Source organism: Rhodococcus antarcticus, assembly GCF_026153295.1.
GTDB lineage: Bacteria > Actinomycetota > Actinomycetes > Mycobacteriales > Mycobacteriaceae > Rhodococcus_D > Rhodococcus_D antarcticus.
The window spans coordinates 3,028,064-3,046,379 of record NZ_CP110615.1 but is presented as its reverse complement, the minus strand read 5'-3'; the positions used below and the strand labels follow the sequence as shown (position 1 = coordinate 3,046,379).

At 75.1% G+C, this 18,316-nt stretch carries 16 protein-coding genes and 2 pseudogenes; 8 read left to right on the top strand and 10 right to left on the bottom strand.

Annotated features, from left to right (window positions below):
- The first annotated feature begins 14 nt into the window (after positions 1-14).
- Positions 15-941: an endonuclease/exonuclease/phosphatase family protein gene (locus RHODO2019_RS14875; RefSeq protein ID WP_265382517.1), complete on the top strand. Its 927-nt coding sequence runs from the start codon at positions 15-17 to the stop codon at positions 939-941.
- Between the two features lie 2 nt (positions 942-943).
- On the opposite strand, the gene RHODO2019_RS14870 is transcribed toward RHODO2019_RS14875, so the two are convergent.
- Together RHODO2019_RS14870 and RHODO2019_RS14865 are read right to left on the bottom strand one after the other, a co-directional pair.
- Positions 944-1,780 (bottom strand): PaaI family thioesterase, encoded by an 837-nt coding sequence (locus RHODO2019_RS14870; protein ID WP_265382516.1) that lies wholly within the window; start codon positions 1,778-1,780, stop codon positions 944-946.
- The gene (locus RHODO2019_RS14865; RefSeq protein ID WP_265382515.1) at positions 1,777-2,085 is read right to left on the bottom strand and encodes an antibiotic biosynthesis monooxygenase family protein; all 309 of its coding nucleotides are present in this window, start codon (positions 2,083-2,085) and stop codon (positions 1,777-1,779) included. The genes RHODO2019_RS14870 and RHODO2019_RS14865 overlap by 4 nt, the downstream gene beginning before the upstream one ends.
- An 87-nt stretch (positions 2,086-2,172) precedes the next feature.
- Here RHODO2019_RS14865 and RHODO2019_RS14860 point away from each other — a divergent pair.
- Positions 2,173-2,862, top strand: a pseudogene (locus RHODO2019_RS14860) (alpha/beta fold hydrolase); the annotation flags it as partial.
- A gap of 96 nt (positions 2,863-2,958) precedes the next feature.
- On the opposite strand, the pseudogene RHODO2019_RS14855 reads toward RHODO2019_RS14860, so the two are convergent.
- Both RHODO2019_RS14855 and RHODO2019_RS14850 read right to left on the bottom strand, forming a co-directional pair.
- Positions 2,959-3,829: pseudogene (locus RHODO2019_RS14855) on the bottom strand (HhH-GPD family protein).
- Positions 3,830-3,849: 20 nt separating this feature from the next.
- On the bottom strand, positions 3,850-4,344 hold the full coding sequence (locus tag RHODO2019_RS14850) for a beta-class carbonic anhydrase (RefSeq protein WP_265382514.1): 495 nt from the start codon (positions 4,342-4,344) through the stop codon (positions 3,850-3,852).
- Between the two features lie 58 nt (positions 4,345-4,402).
- Here RHODO2019_RS14850 and RHODO2019_RS14845 point away from each other — a divergent pair, with 58 nt between their 5' ends.
- Entirely contained in the window at positions 4,403-5,215 is an 813-nt protein-coding gene (locus RHODO2019_RS14845) for a hypothetical protein (protein WP_265382513.1), read from the top strand.
- A 10-nt stretch (positions 5,216-5,225) separates the two neighbouring features.
- On the opposite strand, the gene disA is transcribed toward RHODO2019_RS14845, so the two are convergent.
- From disA to RHODO2019_RS14830, 3 genes are all read right to left on the bottom strand, one after another.
- A complete protein-coding gene (gene disA / locus RHODO2019_RS14840; protein WP_494338166.1) occupies positions 5,226-6,362 on the bottom strand; it encodes a DNA integrity scanning diadenylate cyclase DisA in 1,137 nt (378 codons plus the stop codon).
- Between the two features lie 64 nt (positions 6,363-6,426).
- On the bottom strand, positions 6,427-7,809 hold the full coding sequence (gene radA / locus RHODO2019_RS14835) for a DNA repair protein RadA (RefSeq protein ID WP_265382511.1): 1,383 nt from the start codon (positions 7,807-7,809) through the stop codon (positions 6,427-6,429).
- Positions 7,810-7,849: 40 nt separating this feature from the next.
- Positions 7,850-8,521 carry a copper chaperone PCu(A)C domain-containing protein gene (locus tag RHODO2019_RS14830; RefSeq protein WP_265382510.1) on the bottom strand — a complete coding sequence of 224 codons (672 nt, stop codon included), beginning with the start codon at positions 8,519-8,521 and terminating at the stop codon, positions 7,850-7,852.
- Between the two features lie 241 nt (positions 8,522-8,762).
- On the opposite strand from RHODO2019_RS14830, the gene RHODO2019_RS14825 reads away from it, so the two are divergent.
- From RHODO2019_RS14825 to rlmB, 5 genes are all read left to right on the top strand, one after another.
- On the top strand, positions 8,763-9,251 hold the full coding sequence (locus RHODO2019_RS14825) for a CarD family transcriptional regulator (RefSeq protein WP_265382509.1): 489 nt from the start codon (positions 8,763-8,765) through the stop codon (positions 9,249-9,251).
- Between the two features lie 73 nt (positions 9,252-9,324).
- Positions 9,325-9,990, top strand: a complete 666-nt coding sequence (gene ispD, locus RHODO2019_RS14820; RefSeq protein WP_265384802.1) for a 2-C-methyl-D-erythritol 4-phosphate cytidylyltransferase — start codon at positions 9,325-9,327, stop codon at positions 9,988-9,990.
- A 13-nt stretch (positions 9,991-10,003) separates the two neighbouring features.
- Positions 10,004-10,468, top strand: a complete 465-nt coding sequence (gene ispF, locus RHODO2019_RS14815) for a 2-C-methyl-D-erythritol 2,4-cyclodiphosphate synthase (protein ID WP_265382508.1) — start codon at positions 10,004-10,006, stop codon at positions 10,466-10,468.
- Positions 10,469-10,657: 189 nt separating this feature from the next.
- On the top strand, positions 10,658-12,052 hold the full coding sequence (gene cysS, locus RHODO2019_RS14810) for a cysteine--tRNA ligase (protein WP_265382507.1): 1,395 nt from the start codon (positions 10,658-10,660) through the stop codon (positions 12,050-12,052).
- On the top strand, positions 12,052-13,041 hold the full coding sequence (gene rlmB, locus RHODO2019_RS14805) for a 23S rRNA (guanosine(2251)-2'-O)-methyltransferase RlmB (protein ID WP_265382506.1): 990 nt from the start codon (positions 12,052-12,054) through the stop codon (positions 13,039-13,041). Before cysS ends, rlmB begins: the two co-directional genes overlap by 1 nt.
- An 11-nt stretch (positions 13,042-13,052) precedes the next feature.
- Here rlmB and RHODO2019_RS14800 read toward each other — a convergent pair whose 3' ends face one another.
- Genes RHODO2019_RS14800 through galT form a run of 3 tightly spaced genes read right to left on the bottom strand, consistent with a single transcriptional unit; the run spans position 13,053 to position 18,315 of the window.
- Positions 13,053-15,959 carry a glycoside hydrolase family 2 TIM barrel-domain containing protein gene (locus RHODO2019_RS14800; protein WP_265382505.1) on the bottom strand — a complete coding sequence of 969 codons (2,907 nt, stop codon included), beginning with the start codon at positions 15,957-15,959 and terminating at the stop codon, positions 13,053-13,055.
- A 44-nt stretch (positions 15,960-16,003) separates the two neighbouring features.
- A complete protein-coding gene (gene galK / locus RHODO2019_RS14795) occupies positions 16,004-17,113 on the bottom strand; it encodes a galactokinase (RefSeq protein WP_435532231.1) in 1,110 nt (369 codons plus the stop codon).
- 50 nt (positions 17,114-17,163) lie between these two features.
- The gene (gene galT, locus RHODO2019_RS14790) at positions 17,164-18,315 is read right to left on the bottom strand and encodes a galactose-1-phosphate uridylyltransferase (RefSeq protein WP_435532128.1); all 1,152 of its coding nucleotides are present in this window, start codon (positions 18,313-18,315) and stop codon (positions 17,164-17,166) included.
- Position 18,316: the final 1 nt, after the last annotated feature.

Genomic DNA, 18,316 nt, shown 5'->3' with positions numbered 1-18,316 from the left:
GCCGAGGGGGACGCGTGCAGACGGCGGTGCTCGTGGTGGCCACCGGGCTGGTCGCCCTGCTGCTGGTGCACCGGCTCTCCGGCGTGCTGGGCGGGGTCCCCGGCGTGGTGGTCCTCGCGGTGCTGCCCTGGCTCGTGGTGCCGGTCCTGCTGGTGCCCGTGGTGTCGCTGGTGCTGGGACGGTGGTGGACCGGGGGTGTGGGAGCGGTGCTCGCCGTGGGCCTGCTGCTGGTGCTCGCGCGGCGTGGCCTCCGCGCAGGGGCGGCGCCCACGGGCGGCGCGCAGCTGCGGCTCATGACGGTGAACCTGTACCTCGGCCGGGCGGACGCGAGCGCCGTGGTCGACCTGGTGCGCGTGCACGCCGTGGACGTGCTGAGCCTGCAGGAGCTGACCCCGGCGGAGGTGGCACGGCTGGACGCCGCCGGGCTGGCTGAGCTGCTGCCGCACCGGGTGCTCGACGCGCGGCCGCAGGGGTACGGGTCGGGGATCTGCAGCCGAGTGCCGCTCACCGGGCTGCCCGGGCTGGAGGGCTTCCGGTGCGCGGTCCCCCGGGCCCGTGTGCGCCTGCCCGAGGGGCGCGAGCTCGAGGTGACGGCGGTGCACCTCGCGGCGCCGGTCGACCGGGCGCGCACGGCGCGGTGGGTGCTCGAGGCGGGCCTGCTCGAGCGCCACGGCGGGAGCGGGCCCTCGGTGCTCGCGGGGGACTTCAACGCCACTCTCGACCACCCGCCGCTGCGCCGGCTGCTCCGCGCCGGCCACTGCGACGCCGCGGCGACCGTCGGTGCCGGCTGGCGCACCACCTGGCGGCAGCCGGGCGTCGCACCGCCGTTGACGATCGACCACGTCCTGCTGCGCGGCGCGGTGCGCGCCCGGTCGGTGCGGGTCGTTCCCGTCGCGGGCAGCGACCACCACGCCGTGGTCGTCGAGCTCGTGCTGGACTGAGGTCAGTCCCGGGTGCGGAAGGTGATCGTCGCGTCCGTGCAGGGACGACCGCCGAGGGGCCCGCCGACCACCCGCACCACGGTGACGGTGCGTCCGCGGTGCACCACCGACGCGGTGAGCTCGACCTCCGGGCTCAGCGGTGTCGGGCGCAGGTAGTGCACGCGGATCGAGGCGGCCCACCACGTCGCCGGGTCGTCCAGGGTCGCGGCGGCGGTGCGCTCGGAGGCGCAGGCCACGATCCCACCGTGGACGATGCCCATGGGGTTCGCGAGCTCCGGGCCGCCGGTGAGCCGCAGCACGGCCCCGTCGGCGGTGCGCTCGGGCCGGGAGCCGAGCAGCTGCGACACCCGGAGCGCCGGGTCGGGCTCCGGCGTGCTCGGGTCCGGGCTCCACACGGGCACACCGGGCGGCAGGGCGACGAAGCGGCCCCAGTTGCTCACGACGGCCACGATCGCGCCGTCGGAGTCGGTCACGCGGCACTGGGTGAAGGCGCCCCGGCCGGTGCTGCTGGTGGTCCAGCCCTGCGCGACGAGCTCGGGACCGGTCCAGGGCGGCGGGAGCGCAACGTCGATGGAGAGCTCGGAGGTCACCGAGGCGTGGGCGTCGTCGGGGCGCGTGGTGAACACCTGGTGCCCGACGGCGTCGTCGAGGAACACCCCGAGAGCGCCGGAGCAGGGCACGCCCGCGTCGTCGAGCAGCCAGTCCCCGGTGCGCATCGTGATGCGCGCGTCCGGCCCGGCGTGCTCGAAGCCGGTGACCCGGAACATCGCCTCCGGCGTGGTGGGTCGGGCCTCCGGCGTGGTGGGTCGGGCCTCCGGCGTGGTGGGGCCCGGGCTCACGCGGGATCGACGTGCAGGACGACCTCGAACTCCAGCAGCGACGCCCCGGTGGCCACGGGCTTCTGCCCGGCCGGTCCGGCGTGCGCGGCGGGGGCCATGTCCTTCGCCCACGCCTGGTAGGCCTGCTCGGACTCCCACTTCGTGTAGACGAAGTATCGACGCTCGCTGCCGGTGGGGCGGAGGAGCTCGAAGCCGAGGAACCCGGGGGAGCCCTCGACGGCGCCCGCGCGCGCGGCGAAGCGTGCCTCGATCTGCTCGCCCGCGCCCTCGGGGACCTCGATCGCGTTGATCTTCACGACTGCCATGGGTGCGAACCTACCCGGGTAGCGTCGGCGCCCGTGCTGCACGACCTGGGTGGCCACGGCCCGCCGATCCTGCTGCTGCACGGGCTCATGGGTGCGGCCGCCACGTGGGAGCCGGTGTCGGAGTGGCTCGGCCGGCACGGGCACGTGTGGGCGCTCGCCGCGGCCGGGCACCGTGACGACGGGTCGGACACGGGTCCCTGGACCACCGAGCGCTTCGTCGCCGACGCGGCGGCGGCCGTCCTGGGGCTGGACGCCGGCCCCGTGGTCGTGTGGGGGCACTCGATGGGCGGGCTGCACGCGTGGTGCCTGGCCGGGGCGCACCCCGAGCTGGTGCGCGGACTCGTGGTGGAGGACATGGCGCCGGACTTCCGCGGCCGCACCGCGGACGGCTGGCTGGAGTGGGTGCGGGCGTGGCCGGTGCCGTTCGGTGACGCCGACGCGGTGCGGGCGTTCTTCGGGCCGGTCGCGGGTGCGTACTTCCTGCGCTCGTTCGTGCCCGGGCCGGACGGCTGGCGGCTGCACGGCCGGGCAGCGGACTGGGCGGCGATCGCCGAGCACTGGGGCACCCGCGACCACGGGGACCAGTGGCGGGCGGTGCGCTGCCCGAGCCTGCTGCTGGAGGCCGAGCACTCGGTGGCGCCGCCCGGCCAGCTCGCCACCATGGCCGCCCGGGCCGGCGGGCCGTGCACCCACCTGGTGGTCGCCGGCGCCGGGCACCTGGTGCACGCCGACGCCGCCGACCTCGTCCGTGGTGCGGTGGAGGCGTTCGTGGACGGCCTTCCCCGGTGGTCCCCGCGCCGGGGCCCGCAGGGTGGCGACCACCTGCGGGCGCGCGGTGCGTCAGCGGGGACGCGGCCGCGTCAGGGTCGACGCTCAGCCCTCGCCGGCCAGGGCGAAGCGGTCCTCGCCCGTGGGCTCCACCAGCCCGTCGGCCACCAGCGAGCCCAGCGCGCGCTCCCGCTGCTCCGGGTCCTGGGGCCACACCAGGTCGAGCCGCTCCCGCTCCACCGGTCCGTCCGTGCCCCGAAGCACGGCCATCAGCCGTCCGCGCACCTGCCGGTCGGTGCCGGGCGAAGCGCTGCACGGCGGCGCGGGCGCCCACGTGCTCGGGACGCCCGGCCCGCACCCAGGCGCACGCCGACACCACGGGGCACTGCTCGCAGCGCGGGCTGCGCGCCGTGCACACCACTGCGCCCAGCTCCATCAGGGCTGCCGAGAGCACCACGGCCTCGCCGACGTCGGCGGGCAGCAGCGCCTCGGTGTCGGCGAGGTCCCGGGTGACCGACGGCGCGCCCGGCTCGGCCCGTCCGTGCACCGCCCTGGCGACCACCCGGCGCACGTTGGTGTCCACCACCGGGACGCGTGACCCGTGCGCGAAGCACGCGACCGCCCTCGCCGTGTAGGAGCCCACCCCGGGCAGGGTGAGCAGCACGTCGACGTCGTCGGGCACCTCGTCGTGGTGCACCGAGGCCAGCACCGAGGCGCAGGCGTGCAGGCGCAGCGCCCGCCGGGGGTAGCCCAGGCTGCCCCAGGCCCGCAGCACCTCGGCGGTCGAGGATGCCGCCATGGCGCTCGGAACCGGCCAGCGCCGCACCCACTCGGCCCAGATCGGGGCCACCCGCGCCACCGGGGTCTGCTGCAGCATGACCTCGCTCAGCAGCACCCCCCACGCCGTGGTGCCCGCCCGCCGCCAGGGCAGGTCGCGCGCGGTGGCCCGGAACCAGTCGGGCAGGACGACGGCCAGGGGGCTCGCGGCCACGGGGCTCAGAACACCTCGCGCAGCAGGCCGCCGTTGGCGAGGTCCACGACGAACCCGCGCAGGACGAGGTGGTGCTTGAGGAAGGGGCTGCGACGGATGCGCATCATCCCCTGGCGGACGCTCTCGTCGACGTCGGTGAACGACTCCACCGACCACGTGGGGGTCAGCCCGCTGAAGCCCAGCAGGTCGTTCTTGTACTCATCGTCGGTCATGGTCGACATCCCGCAGCCGGTGTGCTGGGCCAGCAGGATCTCCGTGGTGCCGAGACGGAACTGGCTGATCGACAGCGAGCGGATGACGTCGTCGGTGACGATCCCGCCGCCGTTGCGGAGCACGTGCGCCTCACCGGGCTTCAGCCCGAACAGGTCGTACATGTCCATCCGGGAGTCCATGCACGTGACGATGCTGGCGCGCATCGACGGGGCGACCGGAAGCTCGGACAGGTCGGCCCCGTGATCACCGCGCCTGCTGTTGCGCTCGACGAACTCGGCCACGCTCATGCGGTTCCTCCTGATGGCTCGTCCCCGGACGGGGCCCAGACCGATCGAACAGGCTGGCGTGGGCGAGCACAAGCGGACCCGCGACACGCCGCCCGGGGCAGCCGTGGTGCTGGTGCCCGGCGGCTACCGTCAGATGGTGCTGCAGCCCGTCGGTCCCCTTCCCGCCACGATCTACTGGCGTCGTCGGGCGGCGGCGATCGTGGCCACCGTGCTCGTCCTGGTCCTCGCGGTGTGGCTGGTGGTGTCGTTGACGGGGGGTTCGGGCCCGGGCCCAGCAGCCCAGCAGAGCGCCCTGAGCTCCTCGACCACCGACCCCAACACCTCGACCACCGCTTCCACCACCCCGACGCCCACGACCACCACCCCGACGCCCACGACCACCACCTCGGCGGCCACGACCACCACCCAGGCCCCCGTCCCCGCGCCGACCACTGCCCCCGCCGCGCCCGTCGCCCCGGCACCGGCTCCGGCGACTCCCGCCGCGTGCCCGGACGCCGCGGTGGGGCTCACCGCTCAGGTGGCCGCGCCGTCCTACGCGGTCGGCGAGCAGCCGGTGTTCCGCATCCTCATCACCAACACCTCCGCCGCGGCGTGCACCCGCGACCTCGACGCGGGGTTGCAGCAGGTGCTGGTGTACTCCGCCGACGGCGCGACGCGGCTCTGGTCGAGCAACGACTGCTTCCCCGGCAAGTCCGTGGACGTGCCCGTCCTGAACCCCGGCGAGGTCAAGACCTACAGCGTCAAGTGGTCGGGCACCACGTCGGAGCCGACCTGCCAGGCGGATCGCACCGTGGTGCCGGCCGGGTCGTACACCGTGGTGGTGACCCTGGGTGGGCTGAGCAGCCCGCCGCTGCCGTTCACCATCACCTGACCCGGACGGTCTAGCCGTACCGCTCGACGATGGAGGACTCCGCGAGGCGGGAGAGGCCCTCGCGGACGAAGCGGGCCCGGGTCTCACCCACCCCGTCCACGGTCTGCAGGTCGTCCGCCGTGGCCGCGAGCAGGGCCTGCAGCGTGCCGAAGGTGTCCACGAGGCGCTCGAGCACCGTGCCGGGCAGTCGCGGCACCCGGGCGAGCAGCCGGTAGCCGCGGGGGCTCATCGGCTGCTCCAGCGCCTCGGGTCCGGGCGGGTGGCCGAACGCCGTCGACACCGTGGTGAGGTCGAGCAGGTCGGCGGTGCTGAGGGCGTCGAGGGCGCCGAGCACGGCGTCGATGGTGGGGCCCTGCTCGGGCTCGGCCCCGTCGGGCAGGTAGTCGCGCACCAGGAGCTCGCGGTCGGAGTCGGTGCCCCCGGCGAGCTCGTCGAGCTGCAGGGCGAGCAGCCGGCCGTCGGTGCCCAGCTCCACGACGTCGCCGGTGATCTCGGCGGAGATCCGCCGCACCATCTCCAGCCGCTGCACCACGGTCATCGCGTCCCGCAGGGTCACGAAGTCCTCGATCTCCAGTGCCGAGAGCTGCTGCGCGACCTCGTCGAGGCGGGCCTTGTACCGCTCGAGGGTGTCCAGCGCCTGGTTCGCCCGGGAGAGGATGGTGGCGGAGTCGGCCAGCACGTGGCGGGTGCCGTCGACGTAGACGCTGATGATCGACATGGACTGGCTCACCGACACGACGGGGTAGCCCGTCTGGATCGCGGTGCGCTCCGCGGCGCGGTGCCGCGTGCCCGACTCGTCGGTGGGGATGGCGTGGTCCGGCACCAGCTGCACGTTGGCGCGCAGGATGCGGGTGGCGTCGGTGGCCAGGACCACGGCGCCGTCCATCTTGGACAGCTCCCGGAGCCGGGTGGGGGCGAAGGCCACGTCGAGGCTGAAACCACCGTCGGACAGCGTCTCGACCAGGTCGTCGTGGCCGAGCACGATGAGCGCGCCGGTGCGTCCGCGCAGGATCCGCTCCAGCCCCTCGCGGAGACCGGTGCCGGGCGCGAGACGCGCGAGCGTGGTGCGCAGCAGGTCCGAGGACGTGGGGTCGGCCACGGGGGACACGAGGGCCCCCTTCCTGGAACCGCGTCTTGACGGGCGCATCATAAGTCACCGCACCGCTCGAACCCGGTTGCGGCCGCGGCACGGGGCGGGCGTGGCGGGTGGCTCAGCCGCGGCGCAGCACCCGCAGCGCGGCGCCCAGGTCCGGCACCACCGTGGCGCGGACGCCGGGCGGCATGGTCCCGGAGTCGGGGGGGACGAGGGCACGGGTGAACCCCAGCCGTGCCGCCTCGGCCACCCGGCGGCCCGCTCCCGTGACCCGCCGCACCTCGCCGGCCAGGCCCACCTCGCCCAGCACCACCAGGCCCTCGGGCAGCGGGGTGTCCAGGGCGGCGGAGGCCACGGCCAGTGCGAGGGCGAGGTCCGCGGCGGGCTCGGTCAGCCGCATGCCCCCCACGGTGGCGGTGTAGACCTCCGAGTCCGACAGCTTGACCCCACCGCGACGCTCGAGCACGGCCAGCACCATGGACACCCGGGCGCCGTCGAGCCCGCTCACCGCACGCCGGGGGGAGGCGAGGCCGGAGCCGGCGACGAGGGCCTGGAGCTCGCCGAGCAGCGGCCGCTTGCCCTCCACCGCGACGGTGACGGCCGTGCCGGGCACGGGGGCACCGCGATGGTGCAGGAACAGGCCCGACGGGTCGTCCACCCCCACGATGCCGTCCTCGCGGAGCTCGAAGCAGCCCACCTCGTCGGCCGCGCCGAAGCGGTTCTTCACCCCGCGCACCATGCGCAGGGTGGAGTGCTTGTCGCCCTCGAAGTGCAGCACCACGTCCACCAGGTGCTCCAGCGAGCGTGGCCCGGCGACGGCACCGTCCTTCGTCACGTGCCCCACCAGCAGCACCGCGAGCCCGCGGGCCTTGGCCAGCGAGGTCAGCGCCGCGGTGACCGCGCGGACCTGGGTCACCCCGCCCGGCACCCCGTCGACATCGGTGGCGAGCATGGTCTGCACCGAGTCGACCACCAGCAGGTCCGGCTCCACCTGCTCGACGTGGCCGAGCACGGTGGCGAGGTCCGTCTCGGCCGCCAGCCACACCTGCTCGTGCACCGCGCCGGTCCGCTCGGCGCGCAGCCGCACCTGCCCGGCCGACTCCTCACCCGTGACGTAGAGCGCGCGACGACCCAGCCGGGCCCACTGCGACACCACCTCGAGCAGCAGCGTCGACTTGCCCACGCCGGGCTCACCGGCCAGCAGCACCACGGCACCGGGCACGATCCCGCCACCGAGCACCCGGTCCAGCTCGGCCACACCGGTGGAGCGCTGCTGCGCGCCCTGAGCGTCGATCCTGGTGAGCGGCAGGGCGGGGGTGGTGGGGACCAGCGCGACGGCACGGGCGACCGACGGGCCGCCCACGGCACCGAGCCTCGGGGCGCTGAGCACAGCCACCTCGCCGACCGAGCCCCACTCGCCGCACTCGGGGCAGCGGCCCACCCACTTGGCCACGCCGTGCTGGCAGGCGGAGCATCGGTAGGTCGTCCTCGGTCGGGCCACCCGCGCAGGCTAGGTCAGGGGGCCGACAACGTCGGGCCGACTACTCGCGCGCCCCGTCCGGGGCACCCACGGGAACGGGCAGGGTGACCGGCCCGGCCTTGGCGAAGGTGAACGTCACCTGAATGGTGAGGCCGGGGCGGACGTCCTGGGTGAGGCCCGTCAGCTCGGCCGCGACCACGCCGACGGTGATGCCGGGCTTGCCCGAACCGCCGGAGGGGCTGGGGACGCTGGTCCGCGTGGCGCTGGGGCTGCCCGCGGAGGTGGAGGGGGTGCTGGACCCGGAGTTGGTCGGGACCACCGTGGAGCTGGAGCCCGAGCTGGCCTCGACCGCGGCGGAGACCAGGGTGGTGCCGCCCGGGATCGCGGTGGCACCGGAGAGGCTGACGTCGCCGGCGGCCGGGGTGCTGATGGAGACCAGCTCGTCGGCGGTGATCCCGCTGTTGACGAGGGTGAACAGCAGGGGCGCGTCCTCGCCGACGGAGTAGTGGTCCTGGCCACCGGTCGGGTACTGGAGGGTCACGTTGCGCACGGCGACCTTCCCCACCAAGCCCTGCGCCCCGTTGACCGCGGCGACCTGACCGCCGATGGTGCCGGTCTGCCCCGCGCCGCACGCGGTGAGCAGGACGGCGGCCGCGCCTGCGGCGACCGCCCCCAGCAGCACCCGCGACGTGCGGCGGGGCGCGGACCTGCGGGTGCTCCTCGAGATGCTCACTGCGACGTCCTCCCAAGACTCTGCGGTGCGGTGCCCGTGCGCCCGTGGCGGGTGCGTGAGTGCAGCAGTGCCACAGAGTAGTGGCTGGGCGGCCACCGCACGGTGCCCGGGTGCCCGACACACGTCCGGGGCCGGTTGTCAAGAGCTCGCCACCGGCCCGCAGTGCTCTGACCTGCGACGACGGTCGTCGAGCCTGGGCGCGGCGTGTTACCATGGGCACAGCGAAAGGGGCTGCGAACACATGATTTTCAAGGTCGGAGAAACGGTCGTCTACCCCCACCACGGGGCCGCGCTGATCGAGGCCATCGAGACCCGCACCGTCAAGGGCGAGGAGAAGGAGTACCTCGTCCTCAAGGTCGCCCAGGGTGACCTGACGGTGAAGGTCCCGTCCGAGAACGCCGAGTACGTGGGTGTGCGCGACGTGGTCGGCCAGGAGGGCCTGAACAAGGTGTTCCAGGTGCTCCGCGCGCCGCACACCGAGGAGCCCACGAACTGGTCGCGCCGGTACAAGGCCAACCTCGAGAAGCTCGCCTCTGGGGACGTGAACAAGGTGGCCGAGGTGGTCCGTGACCTCTGGCGCCGCGAGCAGGACCGTGGCCTCTCGGCCGGGGAGAAGCGCATGTTGGCCAAGGCCCGGCAGATCCTGGTGGGTGAGCTCGCGCTCGCCGAGGGCACCGACGCCGAGAAGGCCTCGTCCATCCTCGGTCAGGTTCTCGCAGCTGCCTCCTGAGGTCGGTCCCGACCCCACGCCCCGCCCCGTCCCGCAGCCGCGGGGCGGGGCGAGCGGCGTGGGAGGGGTCCGCGTGGTGGCGGTCGTCCCGGCGGCCGGGCGCGGTCTGCGGCTCGGCGCCGACACGGCCAAGGCCCTCGTGCCGCTGCGCGGGGTGACGCTGCTGCGCCGGTGCGTGGACGGCCTGCTCGACTCGGGGGTCGTGGACCTCGTGGTGGTCGTGGCGCCTGCCGAGCTGGTGGAGACCGCCCGCGCCGAGCTACCCCCGGAGGTGGTCGTGGTGCCCGGAGGGCTCGAGCGCTCGGACTCGGTGCGGGCCGGGCTGGACGAGGCGGCCCGCCGGGCACCGGGGGCCGAGCACGTCCTGGTGCACGACGCCGCGCGCGCCCTGACCCCGGCCGCGCTCGTCGGAGACGTGGTGGCCGCGCTGCGCGCCGGGGCGGTCGCGGTGGTGCCCGCCCTTCCCGTCACCGACACGATCAAGGCCGTGGACGCCGCCGGGGTGGTCACGGGTACGCCCGAGCGGGCGAGCCTGCGGGCGGTGCAGACCCCGCAGGGGTTCACCGTCGAGGTGCTCCGCGCGGCCCACGCCGGCGCGCTGGCGGCCACCGACGACGCCGCGCTCGTGGAGCGGGCGGGATCGACCGTGCACACCGTGCCCGGGCACCCGCTGGCCTTCAAGATCACCACGGCGACGGACCTCGCCCTGGCCGCGGTGCTGCTGGAGGGACTGGCGTGAGGGTGGGACCGGCGTGAGGGTGGGGATCGGGACCGACGTCCACCCGGTGGAGGTCGGTCGCCCGTGCTGGGTGGCGGGGCTGCTGTTCGAGGGGGCCGACGGCTGCGCCGGGCACTCCGACGGTGACGTCGCCGCGCACGCCCTGTGCGACGCGCTGCTGTCGGCGGCCGGGCTGGGGGACCTGGGCGCAGTGTTCGGCACCGGGCGGCCCCGGTGGTCCGGGGCGAGCGGGGTGCAGCTGCTCACCGAGGTGCGACGTCTGCTCGACGAGGCCGGGTGGACCGTGGGCAACGCGGCGGTGCAGGTGATCGGCAACGCACCGAAGATCGGGCCCCGGCGGGAGGAGGCGCAGGCCGTGCTCGGCGCCGCGGTGGGTGGGCCGGTCTCGGTCTCGGCCACCACCACCGACGGGCTCGGCCTCACCGGCCGTGGTGAGGGCCTGGCCGCGGTGGCCACGGCGCTGCTGCTCCCGACCTGAGCCGCGCCCGCCCCGGCGCGGCACCCCGCCAGCCCCCGGCCACGTGGAACCTCGTGGTCGCGCGGGGCCGGTCGCTCCCGGCCACGTGGAACCTCGTGGTCGCGCCGGGGTGGTCGCGCGGGGCCGTTGCCGCGCGGTGCTGCCGCAGGTGGGAGGGGGTCCACGCGGCGGCCCGTAGACTTCACCGTCGTGGCCCTGCACCTGTACGACACCATGACCCGGAGCCTGCGGCCCTTCCGGCCACTGACCCCCGGACGGGCGTCGATCTACCTGTGCGGCGCCACCGTGCAGGGGGTGCCGCACATCGGCCACGTGCGCAGCGGGGTCGCCTTCGACGTCCTGCGCCGCTGGCTCGCCGCGAACGGTGCCGACGTGCTCCTGGTCCGCAACGTCACCGACATCGACGACAAGATCCTCACCAAGGCCGCCGAGGCGGGTCGCCCCTGGTGGGAGTGGGCCCAGACGCACGAGCGCGCCTTCTCCGACGCCTACGACGCGCTCGGTGTGCTGCCCCCCTCGGCCGAGCCGCGCGCGACCGGCCACGTCACGCAGATGGTGACGCTGATGGAACGCCTGCTGGACTCCGGGCACGCCTACGCCGCGGACGGTGACGTGTACTTCGACGTCCGCAGCTGGCCCAGCTACGGCGAGCTCTCCGGGCACAAGGTCGACGACGTGCACCAGGGTGAGAGCGCGGCCACCGGCAAGCGCGACCCCCGGGACTTCACGCTGTGGAAGGCCGCCAAGCCCGGCGAGCCGTCCTGGCCCACGCCGTGGGGCGCGGGCCGCCCGGGCTGGCACCTGGAGTGCTCGGCGATGGCGCAGGCGTACCTGGGCACCGAGTTCGACATCCACTGCGGCGGGCTCGACCTGGTGTTCCCGCACCACGAGAACGAGCTGGCGCAGAGCCGGGCCGCCGGGGACGCCTTCGCCGGCACCTGGCTGCACAACGGCTGGGTGACCCTGGGTGGGGAGAAGATGTCCAAGAGCCTGGGCAACGTGCTGTCGGTGCCCGCCGTGCTCGAGCGGGTGCGCCCGCAGGAGCTGCGCTACTACCTGGGCTCCGCGCACTACCGCTCCACGATCGAGTTCTCGGAGGACGCGCTGCAGGAGGCCGCGGCCGGCTACCGGCGCTGCGAGTCGTTCGTGCTGCGCGTCGCCGACCGGGTCGGCCGTCCGGAGAAGGGCCTGCTCCGCGCCGAGTTCACCGCGGCGATGGACGACGACCTCGGGGTGCCCGCCGCCCTCGCCGCCGTGCACGGCTGCGTCCGGGAGGGCAACACCGCGCTCGAGGCGGGCGACCACACCGCCGCGCTGGGGGCTGCCTCGAGCGTGCGGGCCATGCTCGACGTGCTCGGCGTCGACCCGCTCGACCCGCGCTGGGTGGCCCCCGCCACCGGGGGTGGGCATGCCCTCGGCGTCCTCGTGGACGCCACGCTCGCCCAGCGCACCACCGCCCGGGCCGCCAAGGACTGGACCACCGCCGACGCCGTGCGCGACCTGCTCGCCCTGGCCGGCATCGACGTCACCGACACCCCCGACGGTCCTCGCTGGACCGTGCACGCGAAGGAAGAGGACCACTGATGGCCGGCAACTCCAGCAGGCGAGGAGCCGTCCGCAAGGGTGACGGCAAGAAGGGCGCCAGCACCGGCTCGGGAGGTCAGCGCCGCCGCGGGCTCGAGCCGCGCGGGGCCACCCCGCCCGCCGAGGCCCGCACCAAGCACCCCAAGGCCAAGCGCATCCGCTCGGCGGCCAAGGCGGAGGCCCAGGGGCGACCCACCGGCCGCGGCCGTACCCGGGCCCCGGGCGCGAAGCCGGTGGACGGGCCGGAGACCGTGCTCGGCCGCAACCCCGTGGTGGAGTGCCTGCGCGCCGGTGTTCCCGCCACTGCGCTGTACATCGCTGTGGGCACCGAGTCGGACGAGCGGCTCACCGAGAGCATCCAGTACGCCTCGGAGCACGGCATCGCGATCCTCGAGGTGCCGCGCACCGACCTCGACCGGCTCAGCAAGAACGGCCTGCACCAGGGCGTGGCGCTGCAGGTGCCGCCCTACGAGTACGCGCACCCCGACGACCTGCTCTCCCGGGCGCGCGCGGGTGGGTCCGGCACCCCGCCGCTGCTGGTGGCCATGGACAACGTGACCGACCCGCGCAACCTCGGGGCCGTGATCCGGTCGGTGGCGGCGTTCGGTGGGCACGGCGTGGTCATCCCGCAGCGCCGCAGCGCCTCGGTCACCGCCGTCGCCTGGCGCACCAGCGCCGGCACCGCGGCCCGGCTGCCGGTCGCCCGCGCCACGAACCTCACCCGCACGCTCAAGGACTGGGCGTCCAAGGGGATCACCGTGGTCGGGCTCGACGCCGAGGGCGAGACCAGCCTGGACGGCTTCGAGGCGGCCACCGGGCCCGTCGTGGTGGTCGTGGGCTCGGAGGGCAAGGGCCTGTCCCGGCTCGTCCGCGAGTCCTGCGACACCACCCTGAGCATCCCCATGGCGGGGCCGGTGGAGAGCCTCAACGCCTCCGTCGCCGCGGGCGTGGTGCTCGCCGATATCGCGCGCCGGCGCCGCCAGGCCTGACCTCCGGGGGGCTACAGGCGCAGCTCCAGCTCGAGGCGGACGGCCACGGCGTGCAGCGTGTGCTGCGGCAGCTCGACGGGCCCGCAGGCGCCGGTGCCGATGCCGTGCTGGGCGACGTCGAGGTTGAGCCAGTGCCACTGCGGATCCGGCACCAGGTCGGTGCGGTGCGCGGCGGCGTCCAGGGCTTCCGTGGTCCACGGTCGCAGCGTGACGTCCACCGTGCCCGTCGCGGTGACCCGCAGCGGCGCGCCGTCGGCCCGGCCGACCTCGGCCGCGCGGACGTGCCGACGCACACCGTTCTCCTGCGGCCGGACGTAGGGCGTCTGCAGCTCGTGGATGCCGAGGGAGAACCGGCCGATCCGCTGCGCGGTGGCGGTGTCGCTGTAGGCCTCGCCCGGGCCGAGCCCGAACCAGTCGAGCCGGTCGAAGCTCGTGGGAAGCCCCATCCGCAGCCCGAGCCGCGGCACGGGGGTGGTCCACGTCCCCAGCGGGTGCGCCTCGAGCGCCAGGGCCACCCCGCCCTCGACCGCACGCCAGGTGAGCTCGGCGGAGTAGCCGACGTCGGTGCCGGCGGGCAGCACGTGGCTGCGGACCACCAGGGCGTCCGCGGTCGCGGTCACGTCGAGCACGTTGTGCTGCAACCGGTCCAGGCCGAGCGCCCGCCACTGCGGGCCGGGCGGACCGGACCGGCCGCGCTCGTCGTTGTCGGTCGTCGCCCGCCACAGGTCCAGCCGGGGGCCCACCACGTCGACCCCGCCCAGCTGGACCAGGGTGCCGCGCGCGTCGAAGCGGGCCGGGCCCAGGCTCCAGCCCGCGCCGTCGGCCTCCGGGGCGGCACCGCGAGCCGGCACGGAGGTGGTGGTCGAGCCGAGAAGTCCCTGACCCCAGCCGATCTCGTGCCCGACGTCGGCCCAGGAGGTGTCCTGCGCGAGCACGGCGCGCACGGTCAGCCAGCGCTCGCCGTCGCCGTCGGGCAGCCCGGCCGGTAGCGCCACCGCCCCGTCCGACCAGGCACCCACCGGTGGCACGTCCAGCTCCCCGGCGGCCCGCTCCACCCCGTCCACCTCGCAGGTCCAGGGAAAGCGGAGGTGTGCGGTGCTCAGCTCGGCGTACCGGTTGGCGACGGTGATCCCGGTGGCGGTGACGACGAGCCGGACGGGCTCCACCACCTTCTTCAGCTCCAGCAGCCCGGGGGACGGGGTGCGGTCGGGGAACACCAGCCCGTCGGCGATGAAGTTGCCGTCGTGCACCACCTCGCCGAGGTCACCGCCGTAGCCGGGGAACACCTGGCCGTCGGCGGCGCGCACGGGCACGGCGTGGTCGATCCACTCCCAGACGAACCCGCCGGCCAGCCGGGGGTGCGCCTCGAACAGCTCCTGGTACTCGCCGAGGCCGCCGGGGCCGTTGCCCATGGCGTGCGCGTACTCGCACTGCACGAACGGCAGGCCGCGGCGGTGGGCGTCGAGGGCGGGGTCGGTGGTCGGCGGCTCGGTCCCCAGGCCGATGAGCTCGGTCTCGGCGTGGTCGGCGTACATCCGGCTGTAGACGTCGACGTAGGCGGAGTCCCAGTCGCCCTCGTAGTGCACGAACCGGCTGGGGTCGCGGTCCTTCGTCCAGGCGGCCATGGCGGCGAGGTTGTCCCCGACCCCGCTCTCGTTGCCCAGCGACCAGCCGATGACCGACGGGTGGTTCTTGTCCCGCTCCACGGTGCGCTGCACCCGGTCGAGGTAGGCGGGACGCCACTGCGCGTCAGCGCTGGGGTTGCGGTGCCAGCCGACCTTCTCGAACCCGTGGGTCTCCAGGTCGCACTCGTCGATCACCCACAGCCCGTGGGTGTCGCAGAGCTCCAGCAGGCGCGGGTCCGGCGGGTAGTGGCTGGTGCGCACGGCGTTGACGTTGTGCCGCTTCATGAGCAGGACGTCGGCGAGGATGCTGGCCTCGTCCAGGGTGCGGCCGGTCTCGGGGTGCCACTCGTGCCGGTTGACCCCGCGGAACAGCACCGGGGCGCCGTTGACGAGCAGCTGGGCGTCGACCACGGCCACGGTGCGGAACCCGAGGCGCAGGGTCACGGTCTCGGCGTCGGTGCGCAGGGTGGCCTCGTAGAGCCGGGGGACCTCGGCCGACCACGGCTGCACGGCCACGGCGTGCGGGCCCGCGGGGTCCACGTCGACCAGGCCCAGCTCGGGCACGGTCAGCCGTGCGCCCGGGGTGGTGTCGACCACCAGGGTGCCGGTGCCGGTGCGGTGGTCGTAGCCGGCGCGCACGAACGCGTCGTCGAGGCCGCCGGTGGGGCGCAGCACCAGGTTGACCGGTCGGAAGATGCCCGAGACCCACCACATGTCCTGGTCCTCGAGGTAGCTCGCGGCCGACCACTGGTGCACCCGCACGGCCACGGTGTTCTCCCCGGCGCGGACGAGGTCGGTGACGTCGAGCTCGTGGACCAGCCGGGAGCCGTGCGCCCCGCCGACCCGGGTACCGTTGCACCACAACGTGAACGCGGAGTCCACGCCCTCGAAGCGCAGCAGCACCCGGCCCGCGCCGAGCCAGCCGGCGGGCACGTCGACGGTGCGGCGGTACTCCCCGGTGGGGTTGTCGGCCGGGACGTGCGGCGGGTCAACCGGGAACGGGAAGATCACGTTGGTGTACGCCGGGCAGCCGTACGGGTGGGTGTCGGGCAGCCCGGTCATCTGCCAGCACGAGGGCACGGTGAGACGGTCCCAGGCGGTGTCGTCGTAGCCGGTGGTCTCGAAGCCCTCGGTGATCTCGGTGAGCCCGCCGACGAGCCGGAAGGCCCAGTCCCCGGACAGGTCCAGCGACGGGGCGTCGGTGCGAAGCCGGGCCCGGGGCGGGGTGCAGCCCGCAGAGGGGGCGATCGAGCGGACGGCGTCCCACTCGGCGGTGGGGGTGGGGGTGGGCACTGCGGCGTTCCTGTCTGGGTCGGTGGAGCCTGCGCGAACGACGGTCAGAGCACGCGGGAGCCGGCCGCGCTGGGCACGGCCAGCAGGAACCCGGGTGCGCGCCAGCCGCGCACGCCGAACGCCCGGTCGACCGCGGAGGCCACCGATCCCGAGGTCCCGGCGGGCACGAGCGCGATGGCCGAGCCACCGAAGCCGCCCCCGGTCATCCGGGCCCCGATCGCGCCCGCGGCCCGGGCCACCGCGACGGCCTCGTCGAGCTCGTCGCAGGAGACCTCGAAGTCCTCCCGCAGCGAGGCGTGCGAGGCGTCGAGGAGCTCGCCCGTCTCGTCGAGGCGGTCCTGGCGCAGCAGCCCGGCGAACGCCTCCGCGCGCGCGATCTCGCTGACGACGTGGCGCGCTCGGGCGCGCAGCCGGGGATCCTGCAGGCCCTCGACCTGCTCGGCGGTGGCCTCGCGCAGGCTGGGCACGCCCAGCGCGGCGGCGGCGGTCTCGCAGTCGGCCCGGCGGCGGGCGTACTGGCCGTCGACGAGGCTGTGGCTGGCGCGGGTGTCGATGACGAGCAGCTCCAGCCCGGCCGCGGGCAGGTCCAGCGGCAGGTGCTCGGTGGAGCTGTCCCGGCAGTCCAGCAGCAGCGCTGTCCCGGCGCGGGCCAGCAGGGCGACCGCCTGGTCCATGCCACCGGTGGGCGCCCCCACGGCCTCGTTCTCCGCACGCACGCAGGCGGCCACCAGCTCCTCGCGGCTGGCCAGCGCCTCGCCGATCGCCAGCGCGACCGCGCAGGTCAGCGCGGCGGAGGAGGAGAGCCCGGCGCCCACCGGAACGGCGGAGTCGACGTGCAGGTCCACCCCACCCACCTCCAGGCCGATCTCGCGCAGCGCCCACAGCACCCCCGTGGGGTAGGCCGTCCACCCCGGGCCCACCTCCCCCACGGTGCCGGTGAACGTGGCGTCGGCCTGGCGGCTGGTGATGCGCACCCGGTCGTCGGAGCGCCGGACGACCGCCACGGAGGTGCGGTGCGGCAGGGCCACCGGCAGGCAGAAGCCGGCGTTGTAGTCGGTGTGCTCGCCGATGAGGTTGACCCGTCCCGGAGCCGACCACACCCCGTCCGGGGTCCGGCCGAACTCGCGGGCGGCGTCGGTCGCGGTGCGCTGCACGAGGTCCGTCGGTTCGAGGAACACCGGCCTCGTGCGCGCCCGCGTGCCGCTCACGAGGCCACCTCGCGGAGCCGGGCGGCGATGGTCTCGGGGCTGGCGTCGTTCACCCAGGCCCCCATGCCCGACTCCGAGCCCGCCAGGTACTTCAGCTTGCCCGGGGCGCGCAGCACCGAGAACACCTGCAGGTGCAGCCGGGCCAGCTCACGGCCCTCACCGACGGGCGCCTGGTGCCACGCGGCGATGTAGGGCACCCGGTCCACCCCGGGGAAGAACCGGTCCACCCGGCGCAGCAGCTCCTGGTACACGTCGGCGAGCTCGTCGCGCTCCGGTGCGTCCAGCGCAGCGAGGTCCGGTACGTCGCGGTGCGGCGCCAGGTGCACCTCCACCGGCCAGCGGGCGGCCGTGGGCACGTAGGCGCTCCAGTGCTCGCCGGCCAGCACCATCCGGGTGCCGGCGCGCTGCTCGTGGTGCAGCACGTCGCGCAGGAGGTGGCCCCCCGTGCGGCGGGCGTGCGCGCGGGCCTGGGTCAGCACGGCCGCGGTGCGCGGGGTGACGTAGGGGTAGGCGTAGATCTGCCCGTGCGGGTGCGCGAGCGTCACGCCGATCTCCTCGCCCCGGTTCTCGAAGCAGAACACCTGCGCCACCCCGGGCGTGGCCGAGAGCTCGGCGGTGCGCTGGGCCCAGGCCGCGACCACGGTGCGCATCCGCCGTCGCGTCAGCTCCGACACCGAGGCGGAGTGGTTGCTGGAGAAGCAGACCACCTCGCAGCGCCCGAGCGCAGGCCGGTCGGGCAGGCCCGCCCGGGGCTCCGGCACCCCGGGGTCGAGCTCGGCGTCGCCGGAGAAGCTCGGGAAGCGGTTGCCGAAGACGACCACGTCGTAGTCACCCTCGGGCACCTCGGTGGGGTGTCCGCCGTCCCGGGTGGGGCACAACGGGCAGTCGGCCCGCGAGGGCAGGTGGGTCCTGGTCATCCGGTGCGCCGCGATGGTCACCCACTCCCCGGTCAGCACGTCCAGGCGCATGGTGCCGGCCTCGGCCGCGGCCCCGAGATCCCGGTGGTCGACGCCGTCGTGGACCACCGCGTGGCCACCGTCGTCGAAGTAGAGCAGCTCACGGCCGTCGGCCATCGGACGGCGGGTCACCGTCACCCCGGCGCCGGTGCTGCCCGCGGTGGTCGGTGCGCCACGGTCGGTCGTGGTCATC